This is a genomic window from Sphingomonas sp. CCH21-G11 (assembly GCF_001555965.1).
GTDB lineage: Bacteria > Pseudomonadota > Alphaproteobacteria > Sphingomonadales > Sphingomonadaceae > Sphingomonas.
Genome location: NZ_LSHX01000029.1, coordinates 142,655 through 168,485 on the forward strand (window position 1 = coordinate 142,655; position 25,831 = coordinate 168,485).

A 25,831-nucleotide genomic window follows, 5' to 3' on the forward strand; every position below is an offset into this window, starting at 1 on the left:
GTCGGCTTGCGCGGTCGGCTGAAGCCAGCGTGACGCGTGGGTGAGCATCACGCCGCGATCGTACGGCCCGGCGGGACTGACAGTTCAGGGCTTCGATCGCATTGGTCGTACGGACGACCCGGCGCATGTCATCGGGGACCGTCAAGAAGATGCACGATACAGGTCTGTACCGTAGCCTCGGGGAAGGCGGCTGCGATCGCGTCCAAGAAGCCCTCATGACCATCGACGACGGCGAGCATGATATCCACGATACCGCGATCGCCGCTACATACGCAGACATCGCCGAGCTCTCAGCCAAACGCCCGCACGAGGCACTTCAAGCAGGGTTTTCCCACCATCGCTCCTGAAAAATCTGGGGTTTCCGCAACATGACATCGCTCATGCTGTCGAAATAGCTCGGCATCAGATCCGGATGTATGACTCGACGGAGCCTTGGCTCAGAGCCCGCACCATACGCATTACGACGGGCGATCATGATGTTCTGGCGATACCAAGGTTCGATATCACCGTCGTCCCAAATTTTCCAACGAGGCTCTTCAGAACAGCTAAAGCCGTGTGCATTGAATATGGCTTGCCAGTATTCGGGCCATTGACAATTGACGTGACCCTCGCCGCCTTGGCCTGGCGCGGCCGCAGAAAACAGAATACAGTCACCGTGGGCAACAAGCGTTTCAATAAGCACTTCAGATAAGGGTTGTGATAAATGCTCGATTGTTTCCAAACAGATCACGAGATCGAATCTTCTGTGTAGTTCAATCGTCTTTGATAGATCAGTCGGAATGATTTTATCCCGTGATATTAGTAACAGCTTTTCATCAATATCAGATGCATCTACGCCAACAATGTCAGAAGCCCCCAAATCAACGCATGCCCGAAGCCAGGTACCCGTGCCACAACCAAAATCTACTACACTTGCAGGAAACGGTCCGGGAAAAAGGGTCCGCAGCGCTTGCTTGGCCCCCTTTACAGTATGATAAATTTGGTTCGCTGTGTGGTCATAATAAACATCAGACATCGGCTCACCCTAGCAATTTCCTGCTGCAAGGACAGGGATACCATCGCTCGGCGAACGGCACTAGCTGTTGACCATGCGGCTGTCGCCGGCGTTAGCAGGCGACGTGGACCAATTCTACGGAGGTCATCTGACGGTTAGTCGAGGACCGATTCCAGCGATGAAGCATCGAGGGTGTCATGCCCCATGTCGCGGATGCAGGCGCCTCACAGACCTTGCTTATGCTTGCGCCACGGCCGGCTCGGCATTCGGGTCCAGACCGCCCGCAATAAATAGCCAGCCGACAAACCGATTTGCGGTGACGGGCGGCGAGGCGACAGCAGTTCCCCGACATGAGCCAACTCGCTGGCGCCAGATACTCGCTCAAATCTGTCCACGCCGCCCAGAGAGGACGCGTCGGATGATGCTGTTCAGACGGACATGCCCGACGACTGGTGGCACGGCCAACCGGCGCAAACCGGTAGCGCATCCATGATCCGCTTCGACCAGAGTTGGTAGCGCAGCTAAGACGTCGGGAGTGAACCGCTCACTCGAGCGGCATTTGTTATTCAGTAACCACCCAGAGCGCTCTTAAACTCTTCAATAAAAATGGATACCGTCCGTTGAGTATGATCCGCGGGCGACCACCTAAACTCGCACTCAGCATGGTCTGGCATCACATGAATCGCGATATAGTGAGACTCCAGCGGCCGGCCTCTGATTGGAATGGTTTTTTGCACCGTCAATGGAAAATCGCTTATCACGCCTGAAAGCGAAGCCGGGTTATTTTTTTGTTCGGACTGCTCGGGAAAGTCCATAAAATTGAAAAGTGGGAATTGTTTGTTATATGAAACACCCATATCGTCGGACATTAAATCGAACGGATAGTTTATATATGGTTGCGCCGCAACTGTCATCTCGAATACTTTGAGTGCGACTTTGTGCAATTGCACGTTTTCATGGAATTCGATATTTACCGGGAAGATGTTATTAAAGGGGCCAAATGAAAGCTCAAACCCAATCCAGTTTCGTACACTTGTCAACACTAAAGTCGTGATTTGCGAGCTTCCCGAAATCCGGGTCATTGCCAAGGCATACGCCGCCAGTGTCACCGCGAATGGTGTAACATTCCAAAGAGCTGCTAGCCTTTTCACCGTAGACCAGAGATCGGGATCCAGTAAAAATTTACGTGATCGAAGGTACGAATTGCAACGATCGTGACGCCGGGTGCGCTGGGGCAATGCCGTCTTGCGGGATGAAGTTAACTGGCTCCTCCAATAGCGTCGGGCCTCGCGCCCTTGTGGGCCAGCGCACCAGCGCTGTTGCATACGCAGATAGTCCAGGTAATTTGGCGCATGTGCCTGCGTGACAGTTGGCGCTTGCGGATCAATTAACAGCTGTTGAACAAAACCACTGATCAGCAAGCTCAGCGACTGTCCATCCGCGATACAGTGATGCACGACCATCGCAACGACGTACTCGTGAGGACCGGTTTTGATTATGCCACACCGCATAAGCGGGCCGGAATTAACGGAAAGTGGCCGCCACACCATCTCCTTCACTAAGGTCTCTAGTGACTCGGAGTCTATATCCGATGATTTGTCCGAATACTCGACTATTGGCTGTAATTCAGAAACCCGGAATGAAGGCGCGCCCTCAATACGATCGATTCTATACCCGATTATTGGATAAAGATGCGTTATATGGTCTAGCGACTCCTGGAATCTCTCGAGACTAAACGATCCGCATAATTTAAAGACAAAGTTGGTCCGGTTCGAGTAAAACTCGGTCAAGTCACCATTGTCGATCAGCTCATGCCACATTTTCCATTGATACATCGGTAGGCGGAATTTATCGTGGATCTGCAAAGTCGTACCATAAGGCGCTTCACTCACCTCGTCTAGCAGAGCCGACTTGGCTTCCGACACCGCATCACGCAAGTCCGGTGTGAAACTGCCGATTGCCGCTTGATAATGAAGCTCTCCATCGCGCCCTGTAATCGAGATGTCATTTCTTCGAAGTTTTTGAAGGAGTAATTGGATGTTTTTCCAGCCTTCCGAGTCCGTGGTCATATTGGTCCCGAAGTTAGTTTCCTGCGTACGACGTTACAGAGCCCAAGTGCGCGGACCAATCGAAATCTGAAGTACGACCGATTGTTCGCCCTAAGCGCCAATGGCTGTGGCCGATTGCTCGTTTCCTGGAGCGCGTTGAACTGGACGGACAAACTTGCGATCGGTGTCGGACGCCGTTGCACGCCCCCCCGTCCCGCATCGTTTAACCCGGCCGAACGGTTTACAAGCGGTCTCAGGGCAGACCGTGATCGGCGTTGATCGCTACCGCGTTTGGGTTGAGCTGCGTCGCCCGTACTTCCCTGGATTTGTTGAACGATCATGCTTTCCGGTCGCTTTCGCATCCGCGCTCGACACATCGCCATATATCGGTCTGCAGTCCTTTCGGCAGTTCCGCGGGTCGCTGCGTCCATGGCCTGCGCTCTAAGATCCGCAGTTACTTCGGCATGCGGCCTTCGAGCTCTTATTGAACCACTTGTTCAACCGCGAGCACGCTCCTGAAATATTCAATCGAGCGCCGTAATCCCTCGCGTAATTCAATCGATGGAGACCAGCACAGTTTCGATTGCGCGAGCGAAATGTCCGGCTTGCGCCGCGATGGATCATCGCAAGGCAGCGGCCGATACATCAGCTCGGATCTAGATCCAGTGAGTTCAATGATCGCTTTCGCCAACTGGATTATCGTGAGTTCGTTCGGATTTCCAATATTGACCGGCCCGGTGAAGCCTCGCTCGGTTTCCATCAGGCGCATCATGCCGGCAACGAGATCATCGACGAAGCAGAAGCTTCGTGTCTGCGTGCCATCTCCGTAGATACTAATTGCCCGGTTCTGAAGCGCCTGAATGATGAAATTGGAGACGACACGTCCGTCGGCCAGGTGCATTCGTGGGCCGTAAGCGTTAAAAACCCGAACAACCTTGATATCCAGCGCGAACTGACGATGATAATCGAAAAAGAGTGTCTCAGCACAACGCTTACCCTCATCATAGCACGAACGTACACCAACCGGATTGACATTGCCCCAATAGCTCTCCGACTGCGGATGGACCGACGGGTCTCCATAGACTTCGCTTGTGGATGCCTGAAGTATTCGACAATTCAAGCGTCTGGCCAATTCGAGCATATTGATCGCGCCAAGAACGCATGTCTTTGTGGTCTGCACCGGATCACGCTGATAATGAATCGGCGACGCCGGGCATGCAAGATTATATATCTGATCGACTTCAACATCGAGAGGAAGGCAGATGTCATGATGCATGAACATGAACCGCGGGTGGCCGTGGATATGTTCAAGGTTGCGCATGCTTCCTGTAACCAGATTGTCTACGCATAGCACTTCGTGCCCTTGATCAATAAGGCAATCAATCAGGTGTGATCCAACAAATCCCGCACCCCCCGTCACAAGGATACGCTGAGGGGAAACGCTCTTTCTAAACATCACTAATGGTTTCCGTTGACGGCTGACCCGCAATCTGTCGGCCATCCCGGTTCGCACCCGCGATCATCAACAAAACCGATCGTTGCCTGGCACCGCTCAGGCGTCGCAGCTGCAACGTCCCGGCCAACCACGCGCCTGGCCTGGGCGCTATCCAGACGTCGTCCGCATGGCCACTTAGGAGCGCTTCAGAGGGCGAGCGTCTGTTCATAGCCAGGCAGCTTCCTTATAAGTCACAACCGCGTACCAACGACCTACTGTCGCCATAAAGCAACGACTCGTGCCAATCGGTCAACACCATTCAAGTGAAATCGATTTAAAGAACGTTTTTAACAATAGGCGATCATCCGGTATAGCTAAGACGCCAATAAGATTGTTCGGCGCATAGGCTTTTACTGTAATGGTCACATAGCAGCAGCCGGAGGGTAGTGGACTTGGGAAAGGAGATCCCATCACGAAGACACTGCCAGCGATACTGCTTCGCGGGATGCATAGTTGTCGATACAGGTAAAAAACAGCTGCGCATATTTATCCCCATCGCTGTTCGCAGCATGTAATCGCATGGCGTTTTTCTGAATATCAAGCCAACCAGGACCTCGCATTGCGTCGCATGCAGCATCGACCGCTGCGAGGAAGGAAGTTTGATCGGAGGGCTCGAACAAAAAACCGGTTTGTCCATGCGTAACCGTGTCACGAAGGCCCCCAACGTTCGAAACGATGGGCACGCAACCGTAAATCTGGGCGTGTTGCTGGCTCAGGCCACAAGGTTCAGTCAGCGACGGCATCAGTAGAATATCACCGCCGCCGAGCACTAGTCGAGCGTCACGCTCTTCATACGGGGTCATGACTGCCACGCGACCATGGTGCTTTTGGGCGAGGCTCTTGGCCGCATTTACGAGCCTGCTTTCGCCCTCGCCGACGATGATTACACGACATCCGCGAGCTACCAGGCGATCAATCTGCCTAAACAAGAATCTGAAACCCTTTGCTCGTGTAATCCTGCTGAGTGTGAACAAGATGGGATCGCTGCTTTCAGGCCAGCCTACGCGCCGCTCGAGCGCGGCTCGATTTATCGAGCGTTTGCCGAGATCGTCAGCATTGTATCTGGCCTCAAGCGCTTGATCATTCGCAGGATCCCAGACGGCTGTCTCGACCCAGTTCTTGATCGGCACCAGCCGGTCCAAATCCGGCTCGCGCAAATAGTACCAACTATACCGATCGCGTCTCTTGATATCGTCGATATAACCGGCGCTGGCCGTTGTTATCATATCGGAGAGCCGCAAGCCGACTTGAAGAAATCCAAACCCCGAGAAAATCCCGGCCAATTGATGAATGTCAGGTCTCCGTTCCATTTCAAGGTCGGAAACGACACTCATCGGGAACCTGCCTTGAAACATGAAATTCTGAACGGTCAGAACGAAGGGCACGTTGGTGCCCGGGTCGACATAGGCAGGGGTAAGTGCCGCGTGCCAATCGAGCAGGTGAACGATATGCGGTACCGGAATGGTGGTCGTCCCATTGACGATCGCTGCGGCGGCATAGCACAGGGCGCCAAAGCGCTTGGCATTATCAGCCCATCCCCTGCCGGACTCATCATTATACAAACCGCCAGGCCGATCGAATAGCGAGGCACAACAGGCTAACACGACCTCGATCCCACTATATCTGTGGGCCACTAGTTCGACATCATATCCAAGCGCAGATATCGTGCCCTTATGCTCACCAGCGCCTGCTGTTGTCGACAGCGCCGATCTATAGCCGGGCATGAGAACGCGCACCTCAAAGCCATTGTTACGGAGCGATGTCGCAATAGCGTACACCATGTCTCCCAATCCGCCAGTTTTTGCCAATGGCCAAAACTCGGAGGAGACAATCATGACAGTCGGCTGTCGGTTCATCACACGCCTCCCCGCTCACAATGCTGCCATTTTGAGCGAGCACGTGAATCATCTCTTGCCTTATACGTTCTGTAGCTGCCGAGTAGCTGACATGCTAGGCGGCGTGGACAGATTTCAAGGGCGTCATCTGACAGTTTGAACGGCTGCTCGTTTTCTGGTCCGCTTTGGACTGGTGACGCGCTTTTCTGAAACGCCCCCGGTTTGAGGTAGATTCCTCGATTGAGGAGGACGGAAATGAAGCGCGGCAGATTTGCGGAGGAGCAGAGCATCGTGATCGTGCGCGAGCAGGCGGCTGGCTCGTCGACGGCAGAGGTGTGCCGGAAGTACGGTGTGAGCAGCGCGACGTTCTACAAGCATAGGGCGACGTACGGCGGCATGGATGCGAGCCAGCGTCTCGCATCTCTTTGGTTCGAATCCATCCATCCGTTCGAGGACGGCAATGGGCACCTCGGTCGCCCGATCACCGGGAAGTTCCTCGCGCTAGGCCTCGACGCGCCGGCGATCACCACGCTTGCAGAAACCATCCAACACCATCGCACGGACGATTACGCGCAACTGCAGCGCGCGAGCCTCTCCAACCAGATCAATGAAGGTGCCATCGTGGCGAGCACACCGTGTTCAGATCCGGTGAGCGTGGAAGGACTGATGCCCAGCCGGGCCCTGCCGTAACACCTGCCGCGCGAGAAGCAGCGGATCGAGCCCGAACAGGGCAGTTGCACCTGTCGCAATTGCTTCGCTGCGGCGCGTCTGGCCAAAGTCCGAAGTCGGCAAGGCCATCGCCCATGACCGCAAGCGCTGGATCGCGCTCTCGCGGTTCATCAACGACGTCCGCCTTTAGATCGACAACAACATCGCCGACCGGGCCGCTGCGAGCTGCTTTTTAATGCTGGATGCACCCCGCCCCAATTGAAAAAGGTCGCAGCTGATGAGCGGTCGGGATTATCTCATGTCCCCCCGTTTATTATGTGTAATTTATTGCCGTTGTGTTGACTGAACTCCGGATTTGCGCTCTTATTCTGACGACAGCGCGTTGAGTCGCCTGGTGAAAGAATATGTGCGATGCATCACGTAGGTTGAACATCGACCGTTCAGTCTCGAGAAAGATAAGGTCTTGGCATAAGGCACTCAGGGATGAATTCGCTCGAGGAACGGATCATTGCGTGTGGGCAACACATGGCAAGTGAGCGCAGTTTCGAAGGTTCTTTAATGATAATGAATCTGGGTTTGCTTGGCATTTGGGAGGTGCCTACCAGCAAAGGCTCGCGATCGACGTGCTGACCCGATACGTGATCTGTGGCCTTGACGAACTTGAAAGGCAGGCTGCCGACACGTTCACACACCTTGTGTCGATCCGAGACCCAGGTACAGACCCGCCATCGATCTGCGCGTCGTTCAGCGACGATCGCCTTCTATCCCTTGAGTTCGATGATGTGATCGAACCCGCCGCCGGAAAGGTGCTACCGCAGCCCGAGCACATGGCGGAAATTCTGCGGTTCGGCCGCCGGGTGATCGAACATCCGAACGCCAGGACGCTGGTTCATTGCCATGGGGGTATTTCGCGTTCGACCGCAGCAGCCATCGCACTCATGGCCCAGGCGGAGCCCGGGGCGGACGAACTCGCGATCATGGAGATGGTTGCCGAGGCACGGACGCTCGCTTGGCCCAATTCGCGGTTGATTGGGTTTGCTGATGGGCAACTCGGTCGCGGTGGCGGCTTGTCATCGGCGCTGACGGCTTTCCAGGTCCGGCGCATTGTCGCGGCGCCCCACATCATCCCCATCCTGCAAAAGAACGGGCGTGGGGTGGATGTCGCGTCTGCTCAAGCACATTTGGGGCTTCGGTCCGCCGCCTGCGTCGACCAAATCTCGCGACGGCATGACGACGGGCTATTTGCGGCAGCCGTTGACGAAAATGGCGATGGCGAGGCACGGCATCTGGAAGCCCGGCGCAATACGGGCTTTTTCGGCGCCCAGGCGTCTGGCTGCATCTTCATGGCAAGGTCTACCGGCCGCTTTCTGATGGTGCGTCGCTCCGCGATGGTGGACCAGCCAAATAGCTGGGGCACTGTCGGGGGAGCGCATCACGCTGACGAAGACCCAATTAGCAGTGCTCTTCGTGAGGCCCGCGAAGAAATCGGCTATGCGGGCTGCGCAGAGATGGTCGATCTGTACGATTTCACGCAGGACACTTTCACATATCGCAACTTCCTCGCTGTGGTGGAACGGGAGTTCCAACCCGCGCTCAACTGGGAATGCGCGAGCGCGATATGGGTCGATTACGGATGCTGGCCGCACCCGCTCCATTTCGGACTGGCGACGCTGTTGGCCGATGCGCAGGCGTTGCAAACCATGAAACATTACTCTGAAACTCGGGATTCGGCACCTTCCATCACAGAGATTTGAGGAGAGGGCGAACATGTCACCAAATGTGGCTTATCCTGAACATCTCTATCATCTCACTTCGCTAGAGGCATGGGAGAAAATTCGGCAGTGCGGCGGATTGGTGCCGCAAGTGAATCCGCTGGGTAACTATGCCTTTGAACTCAATAGCTTTGTTCACCATTGGACGCGGACGACTCGATTCTTTGGAAGTGCGACTCAGGCTATAGCCCTAGGCCTCTTCGGTAGGGGGCATGATCGGCTGATCCTGCTGAAACTCAGGGTCAATCCGGAAGAGGACGAAATAGCAGTCCAGGACCTGAGCAGCATGTTCGATCGTCTGGATACGAGATCGTATATGAGCACCGTCTACACTTGCGCGTCTTTCCCTTGGGGCGGCAAATCCATACCGGAGCTCATGATTAGAACAAGGACGGGGGCCCCCTTCCCGCTGGACCGCATCGAGGTGCTCCATGAGATCCGTCTGTCCACGTTCGGAAACGTGAAGACCTTGGGCAGCCGAAGGTACGATCCTGAACGGTTGTGCGCTCGGATCCTCGGCAGAGAGCAGCAGCCTCTAACATGGCAAAAATACAAGAAAATTCGGTTCATGAAGTGGCACTATCGTCTCCTCGTGATCCGTGCTTTCTTGGGGCGGTGGCGTATCGCTAAAGTGGCCGCGGCTTCGAAGAAATGCCCTGAGGATATTACTCAATAGAAGTCGCCGATCCGTAACGTGAAACTTCCCATCAACTGAATGTCGACCGGCGCGGGACTTCGGCTCTGACGCCGTCTTGATCATCTCCGTCATCTCGTTCCGGTCAGCCGGGCCTCGAGAAGGTCGAGTTTTTTTCGCGGCTGTCATCCGACGTCTGACCGTAAGCGTGTTATGAGGGCCGCGGCTTACGCTACTGCTGCGACGGGTTGCTCGTTTGCCCGGCGCCAATTCCAGGGCATCAGCTCGTCCCGACGCGATGGGGGTCAGCCGAGGTCTGCCCGCCCCGTTACGATAGCCCGGACCGGATATAGCCGCGGAAACTAACGCTCCACAACGTCGATCGGGAAGCCCAGCCGCACCGCCGATTTGTGGCTTGGCGTCGTCGCCACCAGCAAACCCATCGCCAACAGCGAAGCGACGACCTCACGGCCCTTGCGCCCCTGATAGCCGGTCAGCCGACCCGCTTCGCCACGCGACAATTCGCCGGTCATCAAAGCCTCGCGCAGGATTGGAAATGCGCCCCGCGGAAACGGACCGGCCCGCGCTTCGTCATCGGCATAGGCTTCGATCCGGCGCAGCAGCTCTTGCGGTTCAAGAATCGAGGCCATGTAGCGCATCTAATCGACGCAGGTCCGCAGGAAGAAATCGCAAAACTCGACCAGCCCCGCCTGTGTGAGCGCGCCCCGCCCATCGCGGTCCCTACGACGCGGGCCATCGGCCACCGCCAGCAGCGCATTGTATCGCTGCGCATCACGGGCAAGCCCGCGCGACATGGACCAGAGGCTCGTCCCGATCCCCAGGCGCTTGAAGAGCGCATGGCTCATCAGCCGGGTCACCCGGCCGTTGCCGTCGAGAAACAGGTGAATCCAGAGCAGGCGGTGATGAACCGCGCCGACTGACTCGATCCGCCGCATCTGGTTGAGGCGCGCCGGATTATAGGCCTCCTCGAACCGCGCCAGGAATCGCGGCAGGTCGTCAGCGTCGGGCGGAAGATGCCGACCGACCATCACTTCCCGCTGGTGGAGTCCCGCGCCTGTGGATGACGCGGCAGCTTTGCCTTGGATGCGGCGGCGGGACTAGCCATCGTATCGCTCTTTACGCCCTTGCCGGCAGATCGCGTGCAATCGCTGATCCACGTCTCAACGCGCCCGCGCAATTTGCCAGCCGCATGGGTGTTGCGGTGGCGAAGTTCAGACAGGATCAGGTCGAGTTCACTGGCCTTGTCCCAGTTGCGCTCCGCCATGGCGCTCAACTGATCGAGGGACAGGTTAGCGAGAAGGCGGGCCATGTAGCAACTCGTATCTGAAGTGATGCACGCACGGAAGGATGTGCCTATACAAGGCGCCAATAAGGTCGATGATTGGGAATTTACCTCTCCCTAGAAAAGCTTGTTCAGCAGCTTGGGCTCGCTCGACTTCAACCGTTCCAGCATCGTGTTGACGTAGAACATATCCGGGCTGGCCAGTGCCGGCAGGATGACGACGAGATAATCGGGCGCTTCCTTGTCGAGCAGGAAGGTTACCAGCCCCACGCCATGAATGCTGCACAGCGACTTGAGGCGGCTCATGTCGTCGCTGCTCGTCGTCCGGGGCACGACGATATAGCTTTTGTGCGAGAACAGCCGGTACGCGACCGCCTGGCCAAAGGCGACGACCGGCTGGGAGGGCGTCGCCTTGATTTCTGCGGCGATGATCTGCGGCTCGAAGCGGAAAATGTCCTGCGCACGCGGCTTCATCACGCCGAGCACATCGGGGGTGCCCCATTTGCCGCCCAGGCTGCTCCCGCCCAGCGGTTCGGCGACCGTCGCCTCGTCATTTTCGACGAGCCATTCGGCGAAGCTGGCGTAAAAATCCTGTTCGGTGAGCGTGCCAATGGCACCGGCCGCTTCATTGCCGATCGGCACGATGGCCATCGCTTCGTCGGCCGCGACCGCATCGGCGGCGTCGGCATCGACATATTTGGCGAGCTGGTAGGTGCCCCGTGCGACCTTCACGATGTCGTCGGAGCTTGAAAAAAGCCCATGGGTTGCACCCCTGATCGAATTAAATGGCGTGTCGGGATCGACGCGCTGAATCTCCCCCAGGATTTCGTTCCAACGCAAACCGCCGGGCGAATTCTCCAGAATTTCGATGGTGCGATCCTGAATCTGCTTGCGATTGAGCTTTGCCATTCATCCCCCCTCAATTCCGGTTCAGCCCCATTTCGCGGCTCTGCAGCTTGGCCTTCCAAAGTTGTTCGGTCACCAGAATATCTTCGACCGACGCGGAAGACGCACAGACTTCGAGGATGCTGACCTGATAGTCGCTGGGATCGCGGCTCTTGAGCGCGACGTTGCCGCCGTGCCCGGTCGCGACATACCCCAGCCACCGCGACAGGAAGCCGCCCTCGCCGCTCGCCGACCCGACATATTGTTCGCGCGTGCGCGGGCACGTCAGCAGATAGATGCCGCGCGAAGCACGCAGCACCGCAGCCCAAGCGGGCGGCATCGCCTCCAGGTCGGAAAGCTGCCGCAGGAAGCGCGCGTGGCCGGGATAATCGGGCTCGCGATAAGCGCGGAGAAGTTCCTCGATCGGCTTGCGCTGGCGGTCGGCGCGCTGAATCCAGCTGCGCATCCCCGGTCCCCAATCGACCGTGAGACGACCGATATAGCCCGAGAGCGCTTCGAGCGGGCGCAGATCGTAGAGATCCGGGTCAATGCAGCCCAACGCTGCCTCGGTCTGGCCCGACAAGGGATCGATCCGATCGAACGGCGCGGTGCCGGTGCGCGTCGCATCGTACAGCCCAACGAAAAGCGTCGTTGCCGCCGGCGTCACGACAAAGCTCGCCCAGACCGGCGCGTGCAGCTTGGCGCGGCTCGCCTGGGCCTGGACCGACTGGTAGTCATCGAACTGGCCATCGCCCTCGCGCCACAGCGTAAACGGCGTCCGGCCAGCGGGGCCGCGCGCCTGATGGCGCAACAGACGGACATCGGCGGGCGCGATCGACGCCTTGCCGAGCAGATCGGCGAAATCCAGCGGCGCCGCTGCACTCACCCCGCAACCTCGGCATCGGGCTGGCCCGCGATCAGTGCGTTGATCCAGGCGAGGCAAAGGTCGCGGCTGCGATAGCTGCCCCATTTTGCCGCCTCTTCGCGTTCCACGATGGGGAAGGTCGAATAGATGTAGCGGATGTCGTCGCGGCTTTGCGCGGGGTCGGCTGGATCGAACACGCCGTAGAGGATGAAATAGAGCGCATCGAGCTTGGCGCGCAGCCGCAGCCGCCGATCCTCATCCCAGATGAAGGGCGGCAGCACGTCGCCGTTCGCATCGACATGCCCCATGTCGCGCGCGAAGGCAGCGAGGTCGTGCGCGGTGTAGCTCAGTTCCAGCACCGCCGCGCGGACGATGTCGGCGGCGGTCTTGGAGCCGAAGGTTCGGGCATAAGCGGCGGGCGGGATGACCGGGAGTTGCTCGACCAGATACCAGGCGAGATGATTGCCGTGGACCTTCTGGCGCGCGAGATAATCGAGCACGACGCTATTCAGGTTGGCAAGCACCAACGGCGCAGCCTCGGCGTAGCTTTTGGCGCTCGCGCCCTTCGTCGGAAACAGGACAGGCAGCGTATGCCCAGCGCCGAAGCGCGGGATGATCGCCGTGATCGTCGTTCGGGCGTTGGTGACGGACGTTACGTCCTTGAGCGACAGGCACCAATCGGTCGGGGTATCCCAGCCGGTATCGCTGGCCTTTACCCAATAGCGTGGCGTCGGCTGACGGGCCGGATCGCGGTGATCATCTTCCGTCAGGTCAGCGCCCTGTCCCGACCGGAATACATTGGCCTCAGCCAGCACAATATCCGATGCGCGATGATCGAAGGCCTGAACCATCTTGCCTTCATAGAGCGGCACCCATTTCCCATCGGCTGACTCGAACCGATTGCCGCCCACCGGCCAGGCGCTTTCATCGCCTTCCAGTTCAGCGCGCGTACGAAACTTCCCGCTGTCGTTAGCCATGTCGAGCATTCGGACATAGCGCAGCGGCCATAGCGGGTGACTATCGCCATCGGAACGATCCGCCCACACCGGCAGGCGCGCGTAGATGCCCGACGTAATTTCCTTGTCCCGGCGCGATCGGAAGATCGGGGCTGTGCCGCTGTTTGGATTTATGCGCGCGATTTCTTCAGCGGTGATCGGAAAGACGCGATCGGGGTCGGCGATTTCGGCGAGGTCGCGGATGAAGAAGCCGTAGGATGCGCCGTCGAAATGGCGATCGACGCCGCCCGCGATGTAGGCGCAGAATTTGAATCGATAATAGACATCGGGGAAAAACAGGCTGCCGTCATATCGCTTGTTGAAGAAGTCGATGACCCGATGGACCTGCTTGTCGCCGGTCACCTTGCGGAAGAATGGAGCCGAGCTTTGATCGGAGGCGATGCCCGACGGGATCAGCAGGCCGACCATGCCGCCGGGCTTCACCAGCGCATGGCCGCGTTCGACGAACAGCGAATTCAAATTGGTGTCGCCACCCGACAGCAGCGGATAATGCCCGGACTTGCGGGCCATCCGCGCTGTGTCGATTGCGCGCTGTTCGGCGTGGCTGAAATCATCCCAGAGCGGATCGCCATCGGTCTTCAGCCTGGCGATCATCCGCGCCCGGTCCGATGCGCGCTGCGCCAGCGCGATCTCAGGCCGCCGCGCCGCAAACCATTCGACCTGTTGCAGCTTGATCCGGTCCCAGGGCGGATTGCCGACGACAGCATCGAACCCGCCTTCACGGCCCTTGCTCGCCCAATTGTCCCACACGCCGGGAAACGCGATCTGCCAGTTGAGGAAGCGCTCTTCGCCGATCAGCGCGCGGGCACGTTCCCAGATCGCGGTGAAGGCGGCGACTTCCTCCGGCTTCGCGCTGCCCTCTGCCGGGGCCTTGCGTCCGCGCGCGATCGGCATCGGGTCGCCGAAGCGCCCGTCGAGCCACAGCCGCACCAGCGGCCGCTGATCACGCGGCAAGTTGAGCCAGTCGAGCGCGTGGATGAAGCTGACGAACCCGTCGAGCTCGCCGGTCATCAGCTCGACATCATCATACATCGCCGCCGAACGATGCGCCTCGGCGATCTCGACATCGGTCAGCGCCTCGATCGTCTTCATGGCTTCCGCCGATCGCTGGGCATTGCGCAGCGCGTCGATGTAGAACAGCTCGCCGCCCTCACCCGCCTTGTCGATCGCGTCGCGCACCCACAGCCCGAACAGGCTGTCGCCGCTGCGCAGGTGATGATCGATGAACGACAGCGGCGCGCCAACCGTGAAGGTGTGCAGCCACAGCGCGACCTTGGCGAGCTCGACCGCCATCGGGTTCTTGTCGACGCCGTAAACGCAGCGCTTCAGCACCATGCGGCGGACGATGTGGCGATCGTCGAGCTGTTCGGGATCGATCGTCCAATTCGCCGCGCGCGCATTGCGCTGAATCGTGGCGCGAATGTCCTCGATCTTGTCGGCAAGCGGAGAGGTGTAGTGCAGATCGGTGCCAAGCACCGCGACTTCGGCCATCGCGTCGAGCACATGATCCGCCAGCGTATCGACCAGGCTGACGAGGAAATGGCCCGAGCCCATCGCAGGGTCGCACACCCGCAGCGACAGGATGGCATTGGCCGGGTCGGCATCGCGCAAGGTACGCCGCTGATAGTCTTCGGCATCCTTGGGATCGAGCTTGCCTAGCGCTGTACGGAACGCATCCAGACGTTCGGTGATGAGCGGTTCGAGCGTTTCGTCGAGGATCAGGCCGACGAGTTCGTCGGGCGTGTAATAGCTGCCGCTGTTCTTGCGTGCGAACAGGTTCGGCCGGACGGTGAGCACGCCATTCTCGTCGCGGATCAGCTCGAACTCGAGCAGCCGTTCGTAGATTGACCCGAGCTGTTGAACCGACAGATCGCGGTAGTTGATATAGCGCCGCTCGCCCGACGAGCGCTCGTAGGACAGCGCATCGAGTGCCGGGGCCATGACGCTGTCGGGCACGCGCGCGGCGCTGAGCAACGGCGTACCGGCAGTCGCAAACAGCCCGCCATTGTAGGGCGGGATGCCGACCGATCCGTCGCCCTGGTCGATGATCCGCGACAGATCGGCGACGTGGCTCCAGATGCGCGCGGCGGACGACGAAAACGCATCACCACTGGTGATCCGCCGACCGACATCCAGCCGCAGCGGGCGGAGCGCATAATCGTCGTAGCGCGGGTCATTGACCGGCAGCAGGTCGCGATCCTCGGCATAAAGCAGGAACAGCAGCCGATAGAGCAGCACCAGCGCGGCATCGCGCACGTCGCCCAGTGGCGCATCCGGCGCGCTGTCCGCGATCGCGGTGGCAAGGCTGGGGAAAACGATATCGAACACCAGCTTGGACAGGCTGGCGGCGACGCGCTCTTCGTAAAAGGCTGCTTCGGCACGAGCGCGGTCGTGGAACGAGCGTTGGTCTGCGCCGTCGCGCAGGAACGCCTCGCGCCCGAACATGACCGCGAAAACACGCAGCCAATGGTCGCGCGTCGCTGCATCGGCGAACAGATCGTCGCCGCCCAGCCCAAGCACGCGACCCAGATCGATTTCCAGAAATTCTTCCGAAATCGACCGCGCGCCCGCCCAGTAAAGCCGCCAGCGCGTGCCGTTGGTGAGGATGCCCCAGCGCAGCGCGCCGCCCGTCAGGTCGTCAATCCGGCGCAGATAGCGCAGCATCTGGGTTGATGGCGCGGTGGTTTCATCGCGGCCGGATGCACGGTCGAGCGGGCGCGCCCAACGCTTGCTTTCGACGACCGCGAGGCCGTGCGCATAGCGCCGCCATTGGTCGCTGAGCGCGTTGGCCGCCGCCTTTGCCGCGGCGTCGGCGAACAGCAAACCATCGGGCACGTCATCGCGCCCCGTGACAGTCAGATTCTGCTGACGAAGTGATTCCGACCAGCCCAGCGCTGCCAGCACCGGCCAGATGAAATCGTCCTCGGTCTGGCTTTCGTTCGTGCGCTGGTTCTGCGGAAACGCCGCGGCGATCTCATTGAACCGCGCGCGCAATCCGGCCACGTCGACGGCGCGATACGCAGCGGTAGCCGTGATCGCTTCGACGAGATAATCGGTGGTGAACAGCGCACCGGAAATGAACAACCCAGAATCAGTCAGATGCGCCCCCTCCGTGTCGTGGAGAGTAGCGAGGCGCACCGCTTCTGGCAAAGTCCAGTGCCACGAAAACCATTCTCGTAGGATATCGCTTTCCCTGCCGTCCAAGCGCGCCATCGGAAAGGAAACGAGGAGTTGGCCGGGAAGGGAAAGGGGAGAGATTTATGAGGGCAAGATAAATGCCAGGGCACTTCCGCCTCCCAAGCTCTTGATACAGCTTGGTTTTCGCCGTGCTACCCCGTCGGCCAGCGTGCCGCGTGAAGCATATTTCTGAGTGATTTCAATGCTCTTTGTGGCACCATGCCGCCTTGCTGAGCGGCATTTGCTCTATGTATGTGCTGTTGCGACTTACATGTTCGCCATGGTGGAGATCGCGATCATCAACAAAACATCGGCCTCTGAACCGCACTCGCTGGCGGCAATCGCGAAGCGTGTGCGTCCTGACGACCTTCAGCAAAAGGCAGCATGGATGGAACGCCGCTCGCTACTTTCTTTGCAGAGCGTATAAATAGCCGAGAGATTTGCCCGCATTCTATTGAAACCTTGATCGATGTGGTTCGGTCGGTTTCGCTGCTGGCAGTGCATCGCGACCGGTTTGACTCGCCGCAGCGGTTTCAAGCCGCCGCAGCGACGCTGATCGACGCGGTATCTCAAGGCCTGACTAGACGTGAGGCACATTCATGACCGCCGAAAGCCGTGTTGCTCGCGCCTTCGGGTTAGATGAAGTGGGCTGGGCTCGCCACGCCAATCCGTGGAGCGGGTGGACCCGGTTCACGACCTGCCTACCGCTGCTCGTGCTCGCCATCTGGAGTCGCGTCTGGTTGGGCTGGTGGTCGCTTGCGCCCACTCTTCTGGCGCTGCTTTGGATATGGCTGAACCCACGCGCATTCGGTCCCGTTCGTGACGATCGCTATTGGATCGCCAAGGGCGTTTTCGGCGAACGGTTATGGTCAAACAGGCATCGTGTCGCGGTACCGAACCGCCACAAGGTCATGCCAAATGGGCTCAATATCGCATCTCTGATGGGGTTTCCCTTCGTGGTTTGGGGTCTCGTCACGCTCGATCTCTGGCCAACGGTTTTCGGCATAGCCGTGATTACGGTCGGAAAGCTCTGGTACATTGATCGCATGGCCATCCTCTACGAAGACATGATCAGCAGTCATCCGGAGCTCCGCTATCGGCCACCCCAATCATGTGCGGTATCGACCGGGCGGTGACAGCTTCTGGAAGCGAGCAAGATCGTTGCGAACCGCATTTTAGGGTCAAGAGCCGCCGTTTGTGTCGATCCAAGGCTGAGAGGCGGCAATGCGCCCTCATCTCGGTCATTGCGGCTCGCCCGCTCACTGCCTGGAAGCGGATATAGTTGCCTTTCACCAAGGGGACGGGGTTTGGGACATTCTGGCTGTCCAATAGCAACTTCGACGACGGCGGGTTGCGCCAAGAGCCGACAATTCTTGATTATCGACAGGGATCGCCAGAAAGCTTCGGATGATTTTTCGATGACTCCAGGGTCGTGAAAAGCTGTCTGCGTACGGCGGACATTATTGTGTTTGAAGCGCGCCGCTCTTGAACTGGCGTGCTGTTGAGCCTCCTAGGCAATGCGATTGACTCGACCGTCTAGACGCATTCAGCTCTCGTAGGTCGCGCCGCACGAGCAGCCTTGGGGCGGATCTGCCTCGAGCGCCAGGCCTTGATTCTTGATCGAAACATAAACATAATCCCTAGATGGCAAGAACCCGCGAATTTGATCTCACCGCTGCGCTCGATCAGGCGATGCGCGTTTTCTGGCGCAAGGGATATGCGGCAACCTCGATGTCCGACATCTACGCCGCTACGGGCCTCAAGCCGGGCAGCATTTACGCCGCGTTTCGTGACAAGGAAGGCCTGTTCCAGCAGGTGTTCGAACATTACGCGAGCTTCTTCCGGACCACCCTTCCGACGGACACCGAGGGTCTGGCGGCGATTCGCGCCTGGATCACGCTCCAGGCCAAGCTCGCCTCGGACGATTCCGACCGCGCGGGCTGCCTGATCATCAACACCGTGGCCGAACGCGAGGTCCATTCCGCAGCCACACAGGCGCTAGCTCGAGGGCGGATGCGCGAGATCCGCGACTTTTTCGTCCGTAATCTGATGATCGCCGCGACGGCGGATGATCTGCCGCCGGAAACCGACCTCGATCTGCGCGCTGATGCTCTGGTCGGCGCGGTCGTGAGCATCATGACCCTGGGGCGCGCCGGGGCGGATGCGTCCACCATCAAGCATGTTGCAAAGGCAGCGCTGGAGCCCTTCGCATTCGAAAAATGATCGATCGTTCATTTTATATATTGATCGATCGATCCTGAATACCTAGATGGGCGAGGCGGCGATGGGCCGCCTCGCTTGCGAAGGAAATCATCATGCACGGGCAGAACGTCGTCGTGATCGGCGGCAGCAAGGGCATCGGGCTGGAAGTCGCCCGTCAGGCACTGGCGCGCGGTGCGCGCGTCACCATTGCGGCCCGCGGGGGGAAGCGGCGCTTGCGGCCGCCGCCGCAGCCATACCCGGACTCGAAACCGCCGTTGTCGACGCCGCGGACGCCGCCTCGGTCCGCGCCCTGTTCGCGCGCTTCGACACGGTCGATCACGTCTATCATTCGGCCGGCACCTTTGTCGGCGGCCCTGCAAGCGGTGACGTCGCCGCCTATCGAGCCGCGATCGAGCCGCGCATCTTTGGCATCGCGCATCTCGTCGCGGCGACCGAGGGCAAGATTCCGGCTGGTGGCTCGATCACCCTGACGGGCGGCGTGTCTACCGACCGTCCGGCCAAGGGCGCGTGGATCACCAATGTCGGTACAGCCGCTGCCGAGCAGAGCGCCCGCGCATTGGCCCTTGATCTAGCCCCTGTGCGGGTAAATGCGGTCGCCCCCGGCTGGACCGACACGCCGATGTGGGAAGGCCTGTTGGGCGAGGATCGCCACGCCGCCTTTGCCGATGTCGCCGCCACGCTGCCGGTGGGCCATATCGCCGCCGCGGCCGATGTCGCCGGTGCGGTGCTGTTCCTGATGAACAACTGCTCGGTCACCGGCGAGATCGTCCATGTCGATGGCGGCCACCGGCTGATCTGACGCTGAATCGCATCAACGCTGAGGATGATGAACATGCGTTACCGTTTGCTTGGTCGCACCGGCCTTTATGTCTCCGAGCTTGCGCTTGGGACGATGACCTTTGGTGGCGGGGATTTCTGGCGCTCCATGGGGGAGCTCAATGTCGCGGCCGCCATGCCCATTCTGCGCGATGCGTTCGATGCGGGGATCAATCTGATCGATACCGCCGATGTCTATGCCCATGGCCGCTCGGAGGAAATTCTGGGCCAGGCGATCCGTCAGCTTGGCCTGCCGCGCGACGAGCTGATCCTTGCGACCAAGGCCTATGAGCGGGTCGGCCCCGGCCCCAATGCCGGGGGCTCCACCCGCCGCCATCTGATGTGGAGCGTGGATCAGAGCCTCAGGCGGTTGCAGGTCGATCACATCGATCTGTTCCAGCTGCACGGGGTCGATCCGGTCACCCCGCCCGAGGAAATTGTCGACGGGCTGGCGGCGCTGGTCCGGTCGGGCAAGGTGCGCCATATCGGCCTGTGCAATCATCCCGGCTGGCAGGCCGAGCGCCTGATCGGCATTGCCGCGCGCACCCATGCACCGGCGCTTGCCGCCAATCAGGTCTATTATTCGCTGGCCGGCCGCGATGCCGAGCGCGAGGTGCTGCCACAGGCCGAGGCTGCCGGGCTCGGCATCCTGGTATGGAGTCCGCTCGCGGGCGGGCTGCTGTCAGGCAAGTTCGATCCGCTCGCGCCCGAAACAGGCCCGGCGGATGCGCGGCGCACGGCTTTCGACTTTCCGCCGGTCGATCGCACCCGCGCTGCCGCGGTGATCGCTGCCGCCCGCCCGATCGCGGCGGCGCACGGAGCCAGCATCGCGCAGGCTGCGCTCGCGTGGTTGCTCACGCGCCCTGCCGTCACCAGCGTCATCATCGGTGCCAAGCAGCTCCCACAGCTGGGTGACAATCTGGGCGCGGTCGAACTCGCGCGCGCTTTGACCGCAGAAGATATCGCGGCGCTCGATCAGGCATCGCAGCTGCCGGGCGAATACCCCGGCTGGATGGTCTCCTATCAGGCCGCAGGCCGCGCTCCGGGCGGCAAACGACCGCCAGCCTGAGGTCCGCTCGCCCTTTTTCCATTTCGGTGCGCGTCCGCTCCCGCACGTGCCGACTGTCCCCGAGGGAGCGCCCCCAAGGAGAACCCCCGTGAAAGATCTCTACGTCGCCCAAGTCAGCATCACCCACGGCCGCGACGGCGCGGCACGCTCCGCCGACGGCAATCTCGACGTCAAGCTGGCGTTCCCCAAGGAATTGGGCGGCAATGGCGCGGGCACCAATCCCGAACAGCTTTTTGCCGCGGGCTTTTCGGCCTGCTTCGCCAGCGCCATCCGCTTCGCCGCCGGGCAGATGAAGCTCGATGCCGGCGAGGTGAGCATCGACACCGCCGTCACGCTGTTCGTGCGCGAGGATGGCCGCTATGGCCTGCGCGCCGACTTTGATGTCAGTGTTCCAGGCCTTTCCGGCACGGATCGCGACGCGGTAATCGCCGAAGCCAAGCGAATCTGCGCTTACACCAACGCCACATCGGGCAATGTCGAGACGCGCTTCACCATCAAGGATGCGTGACGCGATCCTGTCATTGATCTTCAAATATCGCTAGTTACTGCCAGTCGGCGCGCGCAGGGCGTCCCGCACCGCCGGCTGGCAGCGCCTTACAGACGAGGTTTCCGATGCCAATCACTGCCCCCTTGCGCCGCGCCATGCTGCTTGCAGCGATGCTTCCCTCGCCGGCCATGGCGCAGGAACCCCAGGTTATGCGTCTCGAGGCGACAACCGCCGAGGTCGGTATCGAGATCGACGGCAATCTGCTCGGCAATTGGCAGCTCGATCCGAACAGTTATCCGCGCGATATCGCGCTGCCGGTCGAGAAGGCGGAGCCTTCGACCATTTGTTTCCTCAACGAAACACAGCGCGCCTGTGCCGATTTCATCCCCAACCAGTCCCGACCGCTCGAGATTGCGTTCAAGGGCGCGCGGATCGCTACCGTCATCCGCGCTCAGCGCAACACGCCGCCGGCCGTATTCGATGCCGCCTACCAGGCGGCGTATCGCGGAAAGACCGTCGTCGAAGTGCCCGAAGTCTATGAACTGGTGAACATCGCCATCGCAATCTCGCCCTTTGGGCAGGGGGATCGCGACATGGTCTATCACGACAGCTCCTATTATGCGGCGGTCCAGACTCATTTCGCCCCCTTCGTCGATCATCCGCTCATCAAGCGGGTGGACGCCATGCTGCGTCAGGACCGGATGGACTATTTCTCCTTCAAGATGAACGGCTATGCCTTCGTCTTCGACGCCGAGGGGCGCATCGTGCGCAGTCCGGTGTATGACCGCACCGGCTTTGCCGGATCGCTCGACAACGCGGTACTGCCCTATCTCGAAGACCTTCAGGACTTCGCAAATGTCAGCAGCTTCCGCGCCTTCTATCGCGAGCATCAGGATCTCTACAAAAAGCAGATCCGGTTCTTCGATGATGAGGCGCAGGTCGCGCGGATCAGCAGCTGGCTGGGCGAGCGCTTTCCCTCGGTGAAGCCCTATGACGGGGTGAAGATCGTGTTCTCGCCGCTGGTCGCCTATAACCAGTCGCTCACCACGCTGGAGGCGAATGGCTATCGCGAGCTGCAGCCGCATGTGAACTATCCCTACGGTGCCAATCGTGGCCTTACGCCCCAGGGCGCCGCGATCGAGCGTTCGGCGATCCTGTTCACCGAAATGAACCACGGCTTCATCAATCCGGTGGCCGAGAAATATCGGGATCAGATCGCCAAGGCTCTCACCGATCGGCCCGCCTGGGCTGACGATACCAAGGCTCCGGGCAATTATCCGGGGGCTGAGGCGCTGTTCGATGAATACATGAACTGGGCGCTGGTCAGTCTCTACTACCGCGATCTGATGACAGACCAGGATTTCGCCATCTCGCACGCCGCTGTCGTCGACAACATGCAGAATGGTCGCGGTTTCCTCCGCTTCGCGGCATTCGATGCCGAGCTTCTGCGACTGTACGCGGCGCGCAAGCCCGGCCAGACAATCGAAGACCTCTATCCGGCGATGCTAGATTGGGTTGCCGCACAATAGGCGAAGGTGCTGTCAGTCTAATGCGCACTCGTCTCCACCGGAAGGAGCTGTGGCTTTGGGCGCGGCGGCTTAGCTTGCGATGATCTGCCACTCAGCCAGGGCGGCTGAGCGGCGCTCCTCCACGCGATTATTCGCGTGACGGCCAATGTGCTGCTTATCGATTACCGAGCTCGTCCATCGCTGCCCCGTAGGAGCGCAGGCCGTCGGTGGTGATTGCGGGCTAGGCGGCAGGGCTCGAGATTTGCGGCTCATCCCTCCGTGCTATCACCGCGCCCCAGGCCCTGCCTCATTCGTCTGACAGAGCTGCCAGCAGAGTTGCGGTTCTCCGTTGACGATCAAGCCGCAGCGTTGAATGACCTTAAACATGGCTGACCGACAACGAAGGACAACGATCGTCGACGTAGCGCGCGCCGTGGGGGTATCGGCGAAGTCCGTGTCCCGCGTCCTCAATGGCGAACCCAACGTCAGCCCCGACTTGCGCGACCGCGTGCGCGAAGCGGCGCGAAGCCTGAACTACCATCCCAATGCCCTTGCGCAGGCGCTGGTGCGCCGTCGGTCGTATCTGCTCGGCCTGGTTTATGAAAATCCCAGTCCGAGCTATTCGGTCGAGCTTCAACTGGGTGCGCTCGATCGGCTGAAGGATGAGCGGTATCATCTGGTGTCTCTGCCGATTCGGTCGGTGCGCGAGCATGCGGACGAAGTCGTTCCCCTGCTGCGCGCAGCTGCACTCGACGGCGTGATCCTGGCGCCGCCCGCTTCCGACCACCCGACCGTCCTGGACGCGCTGGATGCAGTCCAGCTGCCCTATGCCCGCATCGCGTCCACCACAATGCTGGAGCGGGGGCCGAGCATCGTGCTGGACGATGTCGAGGCGGCGCGGACCATCGCCGAGCATGTGATCGGGCACGGCCATCGGCGGATCGGCATCATCAAGGGCAATCCCGCCCACCCGTCCAGCATGGCACGCACGCTGGGCTATACGCAGGCAATGGCGGGGGCGGGGATCGAGCTTCGGACCGACTGGGTCGAACAGGGCTTCTACACCTTCGAATCCGGATATGAGGCGGCGCAGCGCTTGCTCGCCCGCGCCGACCGGCCAACCGCGATCCTGGTGCAGAATGACGAGATGGCAGTCGGCGCGCTGATGGCGGCGCGCGAACTCGGCCTGGCGCTGCCCGAACAGCTGTCCATTGTCGGCTTCGACGATTCGGAGGTTTCGCGCGTCGCCTGGCCGCGGCTCACCACGATCCGCCAGCCGGTCTATGACATGGCGGTCAGCGCAGTCGACGTGCTCATCCGGCAGTTGAGCGGTGAACCGTCCCAGACTTTGACCGCGCACCGCTTCGAGCTTCTCGTCCGCGATTCCGTGGGGCCGCCACCGCCAGCGAACGGGCAGGCTTAACGCGCGCCCATTGCCTGGCGCTGGACGAAATTGGGCCGGCGCGTCTCCGCCGGGTTGAGCAGGCGATCGAGCAGCGCGTCATGTGTCGGCGCTGCGTTTGCATAGGTTCGCATCGCCGTGCCGAGCTGGCGCATCAATGCGCGGATCTCGGCGTTGTCGGGGATGTCGACAAAAGGATCGTGCGCGTCCGGCCGCAATCCCATGCCGACCGCGACGAACCACCAGCTGATGTCGGCGAACAGCTCGCGACGACGCGACACGATCCGGCCGCTCGCCGTGAACAGATCGATTTTCTCGGCAAGGCTGTCCGGCAGGGTCAGCGTGCGCATCCGGTCCCAGAACGGCTCGCCGAACCGCCGATTGGGCACGTAATGCAGCAGCAGAAAGTCGCGGATATGCGCATATTCCACGTCGACCTCACGGTTATAGGCGCGGGCGAGCGGTGGTGCCATCGTCCGGTCGGGCCAGTAATCCAGCAGGCGGTACAGGCCGGTATGGATCAGGTGGATGCTGGTGGACTCGAGCGGCTCAAGAAACCCGGCGGACAGCCCGATGGCGACGCAGTTACCCACCCACGCGCGCCGCCGGTGACCTGCGACGAACCGCAGGAAACGCGGATCAGCCTCGGCCGGTCCCTCGATCCGGGCAAGCAGGGCCGCTGCAGCATCCTCGTCGGACAGGTGCTCGCTTGCATAGACATAGCCGTTGCCGACGCGGTGTTGCAGCGGAATGCGCCACTGCCACCCGGCCGTGCACGCAGTGGCCGTGGTATAAGGCGGGCGCCCGACGCGGTGGCGGCTGGGTGCGGCGACGGCGCGATCGCACGGCAGCCAGTGACGCCAGTCATGATAGCCCGCCGCCAGCGTTTCTTCGATCAACATGCCGCGAAAGCCCGAGCAGTCGATGAAGAGGTCGGCTTCCAGCCGCTCGCCGCCCTCCAGCACTAGCGCCGCGATCCCCTCGCCGCCGTGGCGGGCGCCGTCGCGCTCGCCGCCCATCACGCGCCGGTCAAGCCGCACGACGCCGCCACGCTCCGCCACTTCACGCAGATAGGCCGCCACCAGTCCCGCGTCGAAATGCAGCGCATAGGCGAGCCCGCCGCCCGGGAAGGCGCCATCCGGCGGCGGGAACGCGAACTTGCCCGCTTCCGCCAGTGCGATGGCGGGACAAACATCAGCCAGTTCCTCCGTGCCGCCGTCGGCGACGTTGCGCCACCACAGATGGTGGAACGGCCGCTCGTTGACCGTCAGCCCGAAGGTGCCGAACGGATGCCAATAGGCGTGACCCAGCTCAACCCAGTCGCAGAAGCGGATGCCCAGCTTCATCGTCGCGCCGGTGCGGCGGATGAACTCCACCTCGTCGATGCCGCAGAAGCGAAGGAACTCGAAGATCGGCGGGATCGTCGCCTCCCCGACGCCGACCGTCGGGATGCTCGACGATTCGACGAGGGTGATCGTCGTCCCGCTGCCTTCCAGGCGCTTGGCGAGCAATGCGGCGGCGGACCAGCCAGCGGTCCCGCCCCCCAGGATGACGACCGATCGCAGCGCCTGCCCGTCCCTCATGTCCCAGCCCTTCCGCTATCTTCGCCACGCATCGGGCGAGCCGCCGGCGT

General features: G+C 60.5%; 23 protein-coding genes and 1 pseudogene. 12 read left to right on the forward strand and 12 right to left on the reverse strand.

Annotated features, from left to right (window positions below):
* Positions 1-143: 143 nt before the first annotated feature.
* Positions 144-260: pseudogene (locus tag AX676_RS18520) on the reverse strand (transposase); the annotation flags it as partial.
* Here AX676_RS18520 and AX676_RS18445 point away from each other — a divergent pair.
* Positions 216-347 (forward strand): hypothetical protein, encoded by a 132-nt coding sequence (locus AX676_RS18445; RefSeq protein WP_269450160.1) that lies wholly within the window; start codon positions 216-218, stop codon positions 345-347. The pseudogene AX676_RS18520 and the gene AX676_RS18445 sit on opposite strands and share 45 nt — an antisense overlap.
* Here AX676_RS18445 and AX676_RS17205 read toward each other — a convergent pair.
* The 4 genes from AX676_RS17205 to AX676_RS07175 form a co-directional block, all read right to left on the reverse strand.
* Complete coding sequence (locus AX676_RS17205; protein WP_082731101.1) at positions 317-1,015, reverse strand: class I SAM-dependent DNA methyltransferase; 699 nt, start codon at positions 1,013-1,015, stop codon at positions 317-319. The two genes, AX676_RS18445 and AX676_RS17205, sit on opposite strands and share 31 nt — an antisense overlap.
* 545 nt (positions 1,016-1,560) lie before the next feature.
* The gene (locus AX676_RS17210) at positions 1,561-3,063 is read right to left on the reverse strand and encodes a condensation domain-containing protein (protein WP_082731102.1); all 1,503 of its coding nucleotides are present in this window, start codon (positions 3,061-3,063) and stop codon (positions 1,561-1,563) included.
* 460 nt (positions 3,064-3,523) lie between these two features.
* A complete protein-coding gene (locus AX676_RS07170) occupies positions 3,524-4,543 on the reverse strand; it encodes a UDP-glucuronic acid decarboxylase family protein (protein ID WP_331709241.1) in 1,020 nt (339 codons plus the stop codon).
* A 404-nt stretch (positions 4,544-4,947) separates the two neighbouring features.
* Complete coding sequence (locus AX676_RS07175; protein WP_082731103.1) at positions 4,948-6,393, reverse strand: glycogen synthase; 1,446 nt, start codon at positions 6,391-6,393, stop codon at positions 4,948-4,950.
* A 234-nt stretch (positions 6,394-6,627) separates the two neighbouring features.
* On the opposite strand from AX676_RS07175, the gene AX676_RS18525 reads away from it, so the two are divergent.
* From AX676_RS18525 to AX676_RS07190, 3 genes are all read left to right on the forward strand, one after another.
* On the forward strand, positions 6,628-7,062 hold the full coding sequence (locus AX676_RS18525; RefSeq protein ID WP_082731104.1) for a transposase: 435 nt from the start codon (positions 6,628-6,630) through the stop codon (positions 7,060-7,062).
* Positions 7,063-7,628: 566 nt separating this feature from the next.
* Positions 7,629-8,795, forward strand: coding sequence for an NUDIX domain-containing protein (locus AX676_RS07185; protein WP_066477864.1), 1,167 nt, complete (start codon positions 7,629-7,631; stop codon positions 8,793-8,795).
* A gap of 13 nt (positions 8,796-8,808) precedes the next feature.
* On the forward strand, positions 8,809-9,489 hold the full coding sequence (locus AX676_RS07190) for a hypothetical protein (RefSeq protein ID WP_156437666.1): 681 nt from the start codon (positions 8,809-8,811) through the stop codon (positions 9,487-9,489).
* 320 nt (positions 9,490-9,809) lie between these two features.
* Here AX676_RS07190 and AX676_RS07195 read toward each other — a convergent pair whose 3' ends face one another.
* From AX676_RS07195 to AX676_RS07220, 6 genes are all read right to left on the reverse strand, one after another.
* The gene (locus AX676_RS07195) at positions 9,810-10,097 is read right to left on the reverse strand and encodes a hypothetical protein (RefSeq protein ID WP_156437667.1); all 288 of its coding nucleotides are present in this window, start codon (positions 10,095-10,097) and stop codon (positions 9,810-9,812) included.
* A gap of 9 nt (positions 10,098-10,106) precedes the next feature.
* Positions 10,107-10,496, reverse strand: a complete 390-nt coding sequence (locus AX676_RS07200) for a Fic family protein (RefSeq protein WP_066477877.1) — start codon at positions 10,494-10,496, stop codon at positions 10,107-10,109.
* Complete coding sequence (locus AX676_RS07205; protein ID WP_066477880.1) at positions 10,496-10,777, reverse strand: hypothetical protein; 282 nt, start codon at positions 10,775-10,777, stop codon at positions 10,496-10,498. The genes AX676_RS07200 and AX676_RS07205 overlap by 1 nt, the downstream gene beginning before the upstream one ends.
* 90 nt (positions 10,778-10,867) lie before the next feature.
* Positions 10,868-11,659 (reverse strand): hypothetical protein, encoded by a 792-nt coding sequence (locus AX676_RS07210; protein WP_066477883.1) that lies wholly within the window; start codon positions 11,657-11,659, stop codon positions 10,868-10,870.
* Between the two features lie 10 nt (positions 11,660-11,669).
* On the reverse strand, positions 11,670-12,521 hold the full coding sequence (locus AX676_RS07215; protein WP_231726021.1) for a GIY-YIG nuclease family protein: 852 nt from the start codon (positions 12,519-12,521) through the stop codon (positions 11,670-11,672).
* Positions 12,518-16,600 (reverse strand): Eco57I restriction-modification methylase domain-containing protein, encoded by a 4,083-nt coding sequence (locus AX676_RS07220; RefSeq protein WP_066477886.1) that lies wholly within the window; start codon positions 16,598-16,600, stop codon positions 12,518-12,520. Before AX676_RS07220 ends, AX676_RS07215 begins: the two co-directional genes overlap by 4 nt.
* 286 nt (positions 16,601-16,886) lie before the next feature.
* On the opposite strand from AX676_RS07220, the gene AX676_RS17725 reads away from it, so the two are divergent.
* The 8 genes from AX676_RS17725 (at position 16,887) to AX676_RS07255 (ending at position 24,219) form a co-directional block, all read left to right on the forward strand.
* Entirely contained in the window at positions 16,887-17,120 is a 234-nt protein-coding gene (locus AX676_RS17725; protein ID WP_156441219.1) for a hypothetical protein, read from the forward strand.
* Between the two features lie 172 nt (positions 17,121-17,292).
* Entirely contained in the window at positions 17,293-17,829 is a 537-nt protein-coding gene (locus AX676_RS07225; protein WP_066477888.1) for a DUF6653 family protein, read from the forward strand.
* A 508-nt stretch (positions 17,830-18,337) separates the two neighbouring features.
* Positions 18,338-18,916 (forward strand): TetR/AcrR family transcriptional regulator, encoded by a 579-nt coding sequence (locus AX676_RS07230; RefSeq protein WP_066477890.1) that lies wholly within the window; start codon positions 18,338-18,340, stop codon positions 18,914-18,916.
* Positions 18,917-18,977: 61 nt separating this feature from the next.
* Complete coding sequence (locus AX676_RS07235; protein WP_197417063.1) at positions 18,978-19,715, forward strand: SDR family oxidoreductase; 738 nt, start codon at positions 18,978-18,980, stop codon at positions 19,713-19,715.
* Positions 19,716-19,748: 33 nt separating this feature from the next.
* Positions 19,749-20,801 (forward strand): aldo/keto reductase, encoded by a 1,053-nt coding sequence (locus AX676_RS07240; RefSeq protein WP_066478014.1) that lies wholly within the window; start codon positions 19,749-19,751, stop codon positions 20,799-20,801.
* Positions 20,802-20,889: 88 nt separating this feature from the next.
* A complete protein-coding gene (locus AX676_RS07245) occupies positions 20,890-21,309 on the forward strand; it encodes an Ohr family peroxiredoxin (RefSeq protein ID WP_066477895.1) in 420 nt (139 codons plus the stop codon).
* Positions 21,310-21,413: 104 nt separating this feature from the next.
* Positions 21,414-22,817, forward strand: coding sequence for a DUF4932 domain-containing protein (locus tag AX676_RS07250; RefSeq protein ID WP_082731105.1), 1,404 nt, complete (start codon positions 21,414-21,416; stop codon positions 22,815-22,817).
* A gap of 364 nt (positions 22,818-23,181) precedes the next feature.
* Complete coding sequence (locus AX676_RS07255) at positions 23,182-24,219, forward strand: LacI family DNA-binding transcriptional regulator (protein WP_156437669.1); 1,038 nt, start codon at positions 23,182-23,184, stop codon at positions 24,217-24,219.
* Here AX676_RS07255 and AX676_RS07260 read toward each other — a convergent pair.
* Positions 24,216-25,781 carry a tryptophan halogenase family protein gene (locus AX676_RS07260; RefSeq protein WP_082731107.1) on the reverse strand — a complete coding sequence of 522 codons (1,566 nt, stop codon included), beginning with the start codon at positions 25,779-25,781 and terminating at the stop codon, positions 24,216-24,218. The two genes, AX676_RS07255 and AX676_RS07260, sit on opposite strands and share 4 nt — an antisense overlap.
* Positions 25,782-25,831 lie beyond the last annotated feature (50 nt).

Bases quoted from the DNA above. Each gene is read 5' to 3' on its own strand.
- AX676_RS18445 (WP_269450160.1), top strand. From the start codon at position 216: ATGACCATCGACGACGGCGAGCATGATATCCACGATACCGCGATCGCC.
- AX676_RS17205 (WP_082731101.1), bottom strand. From the start codon at position 1,015: ATGTCTGATGTTTATTATGACCACACAGCGAACCAAATTTATCATACT.
- AX676_RS17210 (WP_082731102.1), bottom strand. From the start codon at position 3,063: ATGACCACGGACTCGGAAGGCTGGAAAAACATCCAATTACTCCTTCAA.
- AX676_RS07170 (WP_331709241.1), bottom strand. From the start codon at position 4,543: ATGGCCGACAGATTGCGGGTCAGCCGTCAACGGAAACCATTAGTGATG.
- AX676_RS07175 (WP_082731103.1), bottom strand. From the start codon at position 6,393: ATGAACCGACAGCCGACTGTCATGATTGTCTCCTCCGAGTTTTGGCCA.
- AX676_RS18525 (WP_082731104.1), top strand. From the start codon at position 6,628: ATGAAGCGCGGCAGATTTGCGGAGGAGCAGAGCATCGTGATCGTGCGC.
- AX676_RS07190 (WP_156437666.1), top strand. From the start codon at position 8,809: ATGTCACCAAATGTGGCTTATCCTGAACATCTCTATCATCTCACTTCG.
- AX676_RS07195 (WP_156437667.1), bottom strand. From the start codon at position 10,097: ATGGCCTCGATTCTTGAACCGCAAGAGCTGCTGCGCCGGATCGAAGCC.
- AX676_RS07200 (WP_066477877.1), bottom strand. From the start codon at position 10,496: ATGGTCGGTCGGCATCTTCCGCCCGACGCTGACGACCTGCCGCGATTC.
- AX676_RS07205 (WP_066477880.1), bottom strand. From the start codon at position 10,777: ATGGCCCGCCTTCTCGCTAACCTGTCCCTCGATCAGTTGAGCGCCATG.
- AX676_RS07210 (WP_066477883.1), bottom strand. From the start codon at position 11,659: ATGGCAAAGCTCAATCGCAAGCAGATTCAGGATCGCACCATCGAAATT.
- AX676_RS07225 (WP_066477888.1), top strand. From the start codon at position 17,293: ATGACCGCCGAAAGCCGTGTTGCTCGCGCCTTCGGGTTAGATGAAGTG.
- AX676_RS07230 (WP_066477890.1), top strand. From the start codon at position 18,338: ATGGCAAGAACCCGCGAATTTGATCTCACCGCTGCGCTCGATCAGGCG.
- AX676_RS07235 (WP_197417063.1), top strand. From the start codon at position 18,978: ATGGGCCGCCTCGCTTGCGAAGGAAATCATCATGCACGGGCAGAACGT.
- AX676_RS07240 (WP_066478014.1), top strand. From the start codon at position 19,749: ATGCGTTACCGTTTGCTTGGTCGCACCGGCCTTTATGTCTCCGAGCTT.
- AX676_RS07250 (WP_082731105.1), top strand. From the start codon at position 21,414: ATGCCAATCACTGCCCCCTTGCGCCGCGCCATGCTGCTTGCAGCGATG.
- AX676_RS07255 (WP_156437669.1), top strand. From the start codon at position 23,182: ATGGCTGACCGACAACGAAGGACAACGATCGTCGACGTAGCGCGCGCC.
- AX676_RS07260 (WP_082731107.1), bottom strand. From the start codon at position 25,781: ATGAGGGACGGGCAGGCGCTGCGATCGGTCGTCATCCTGGGGGGCGGG.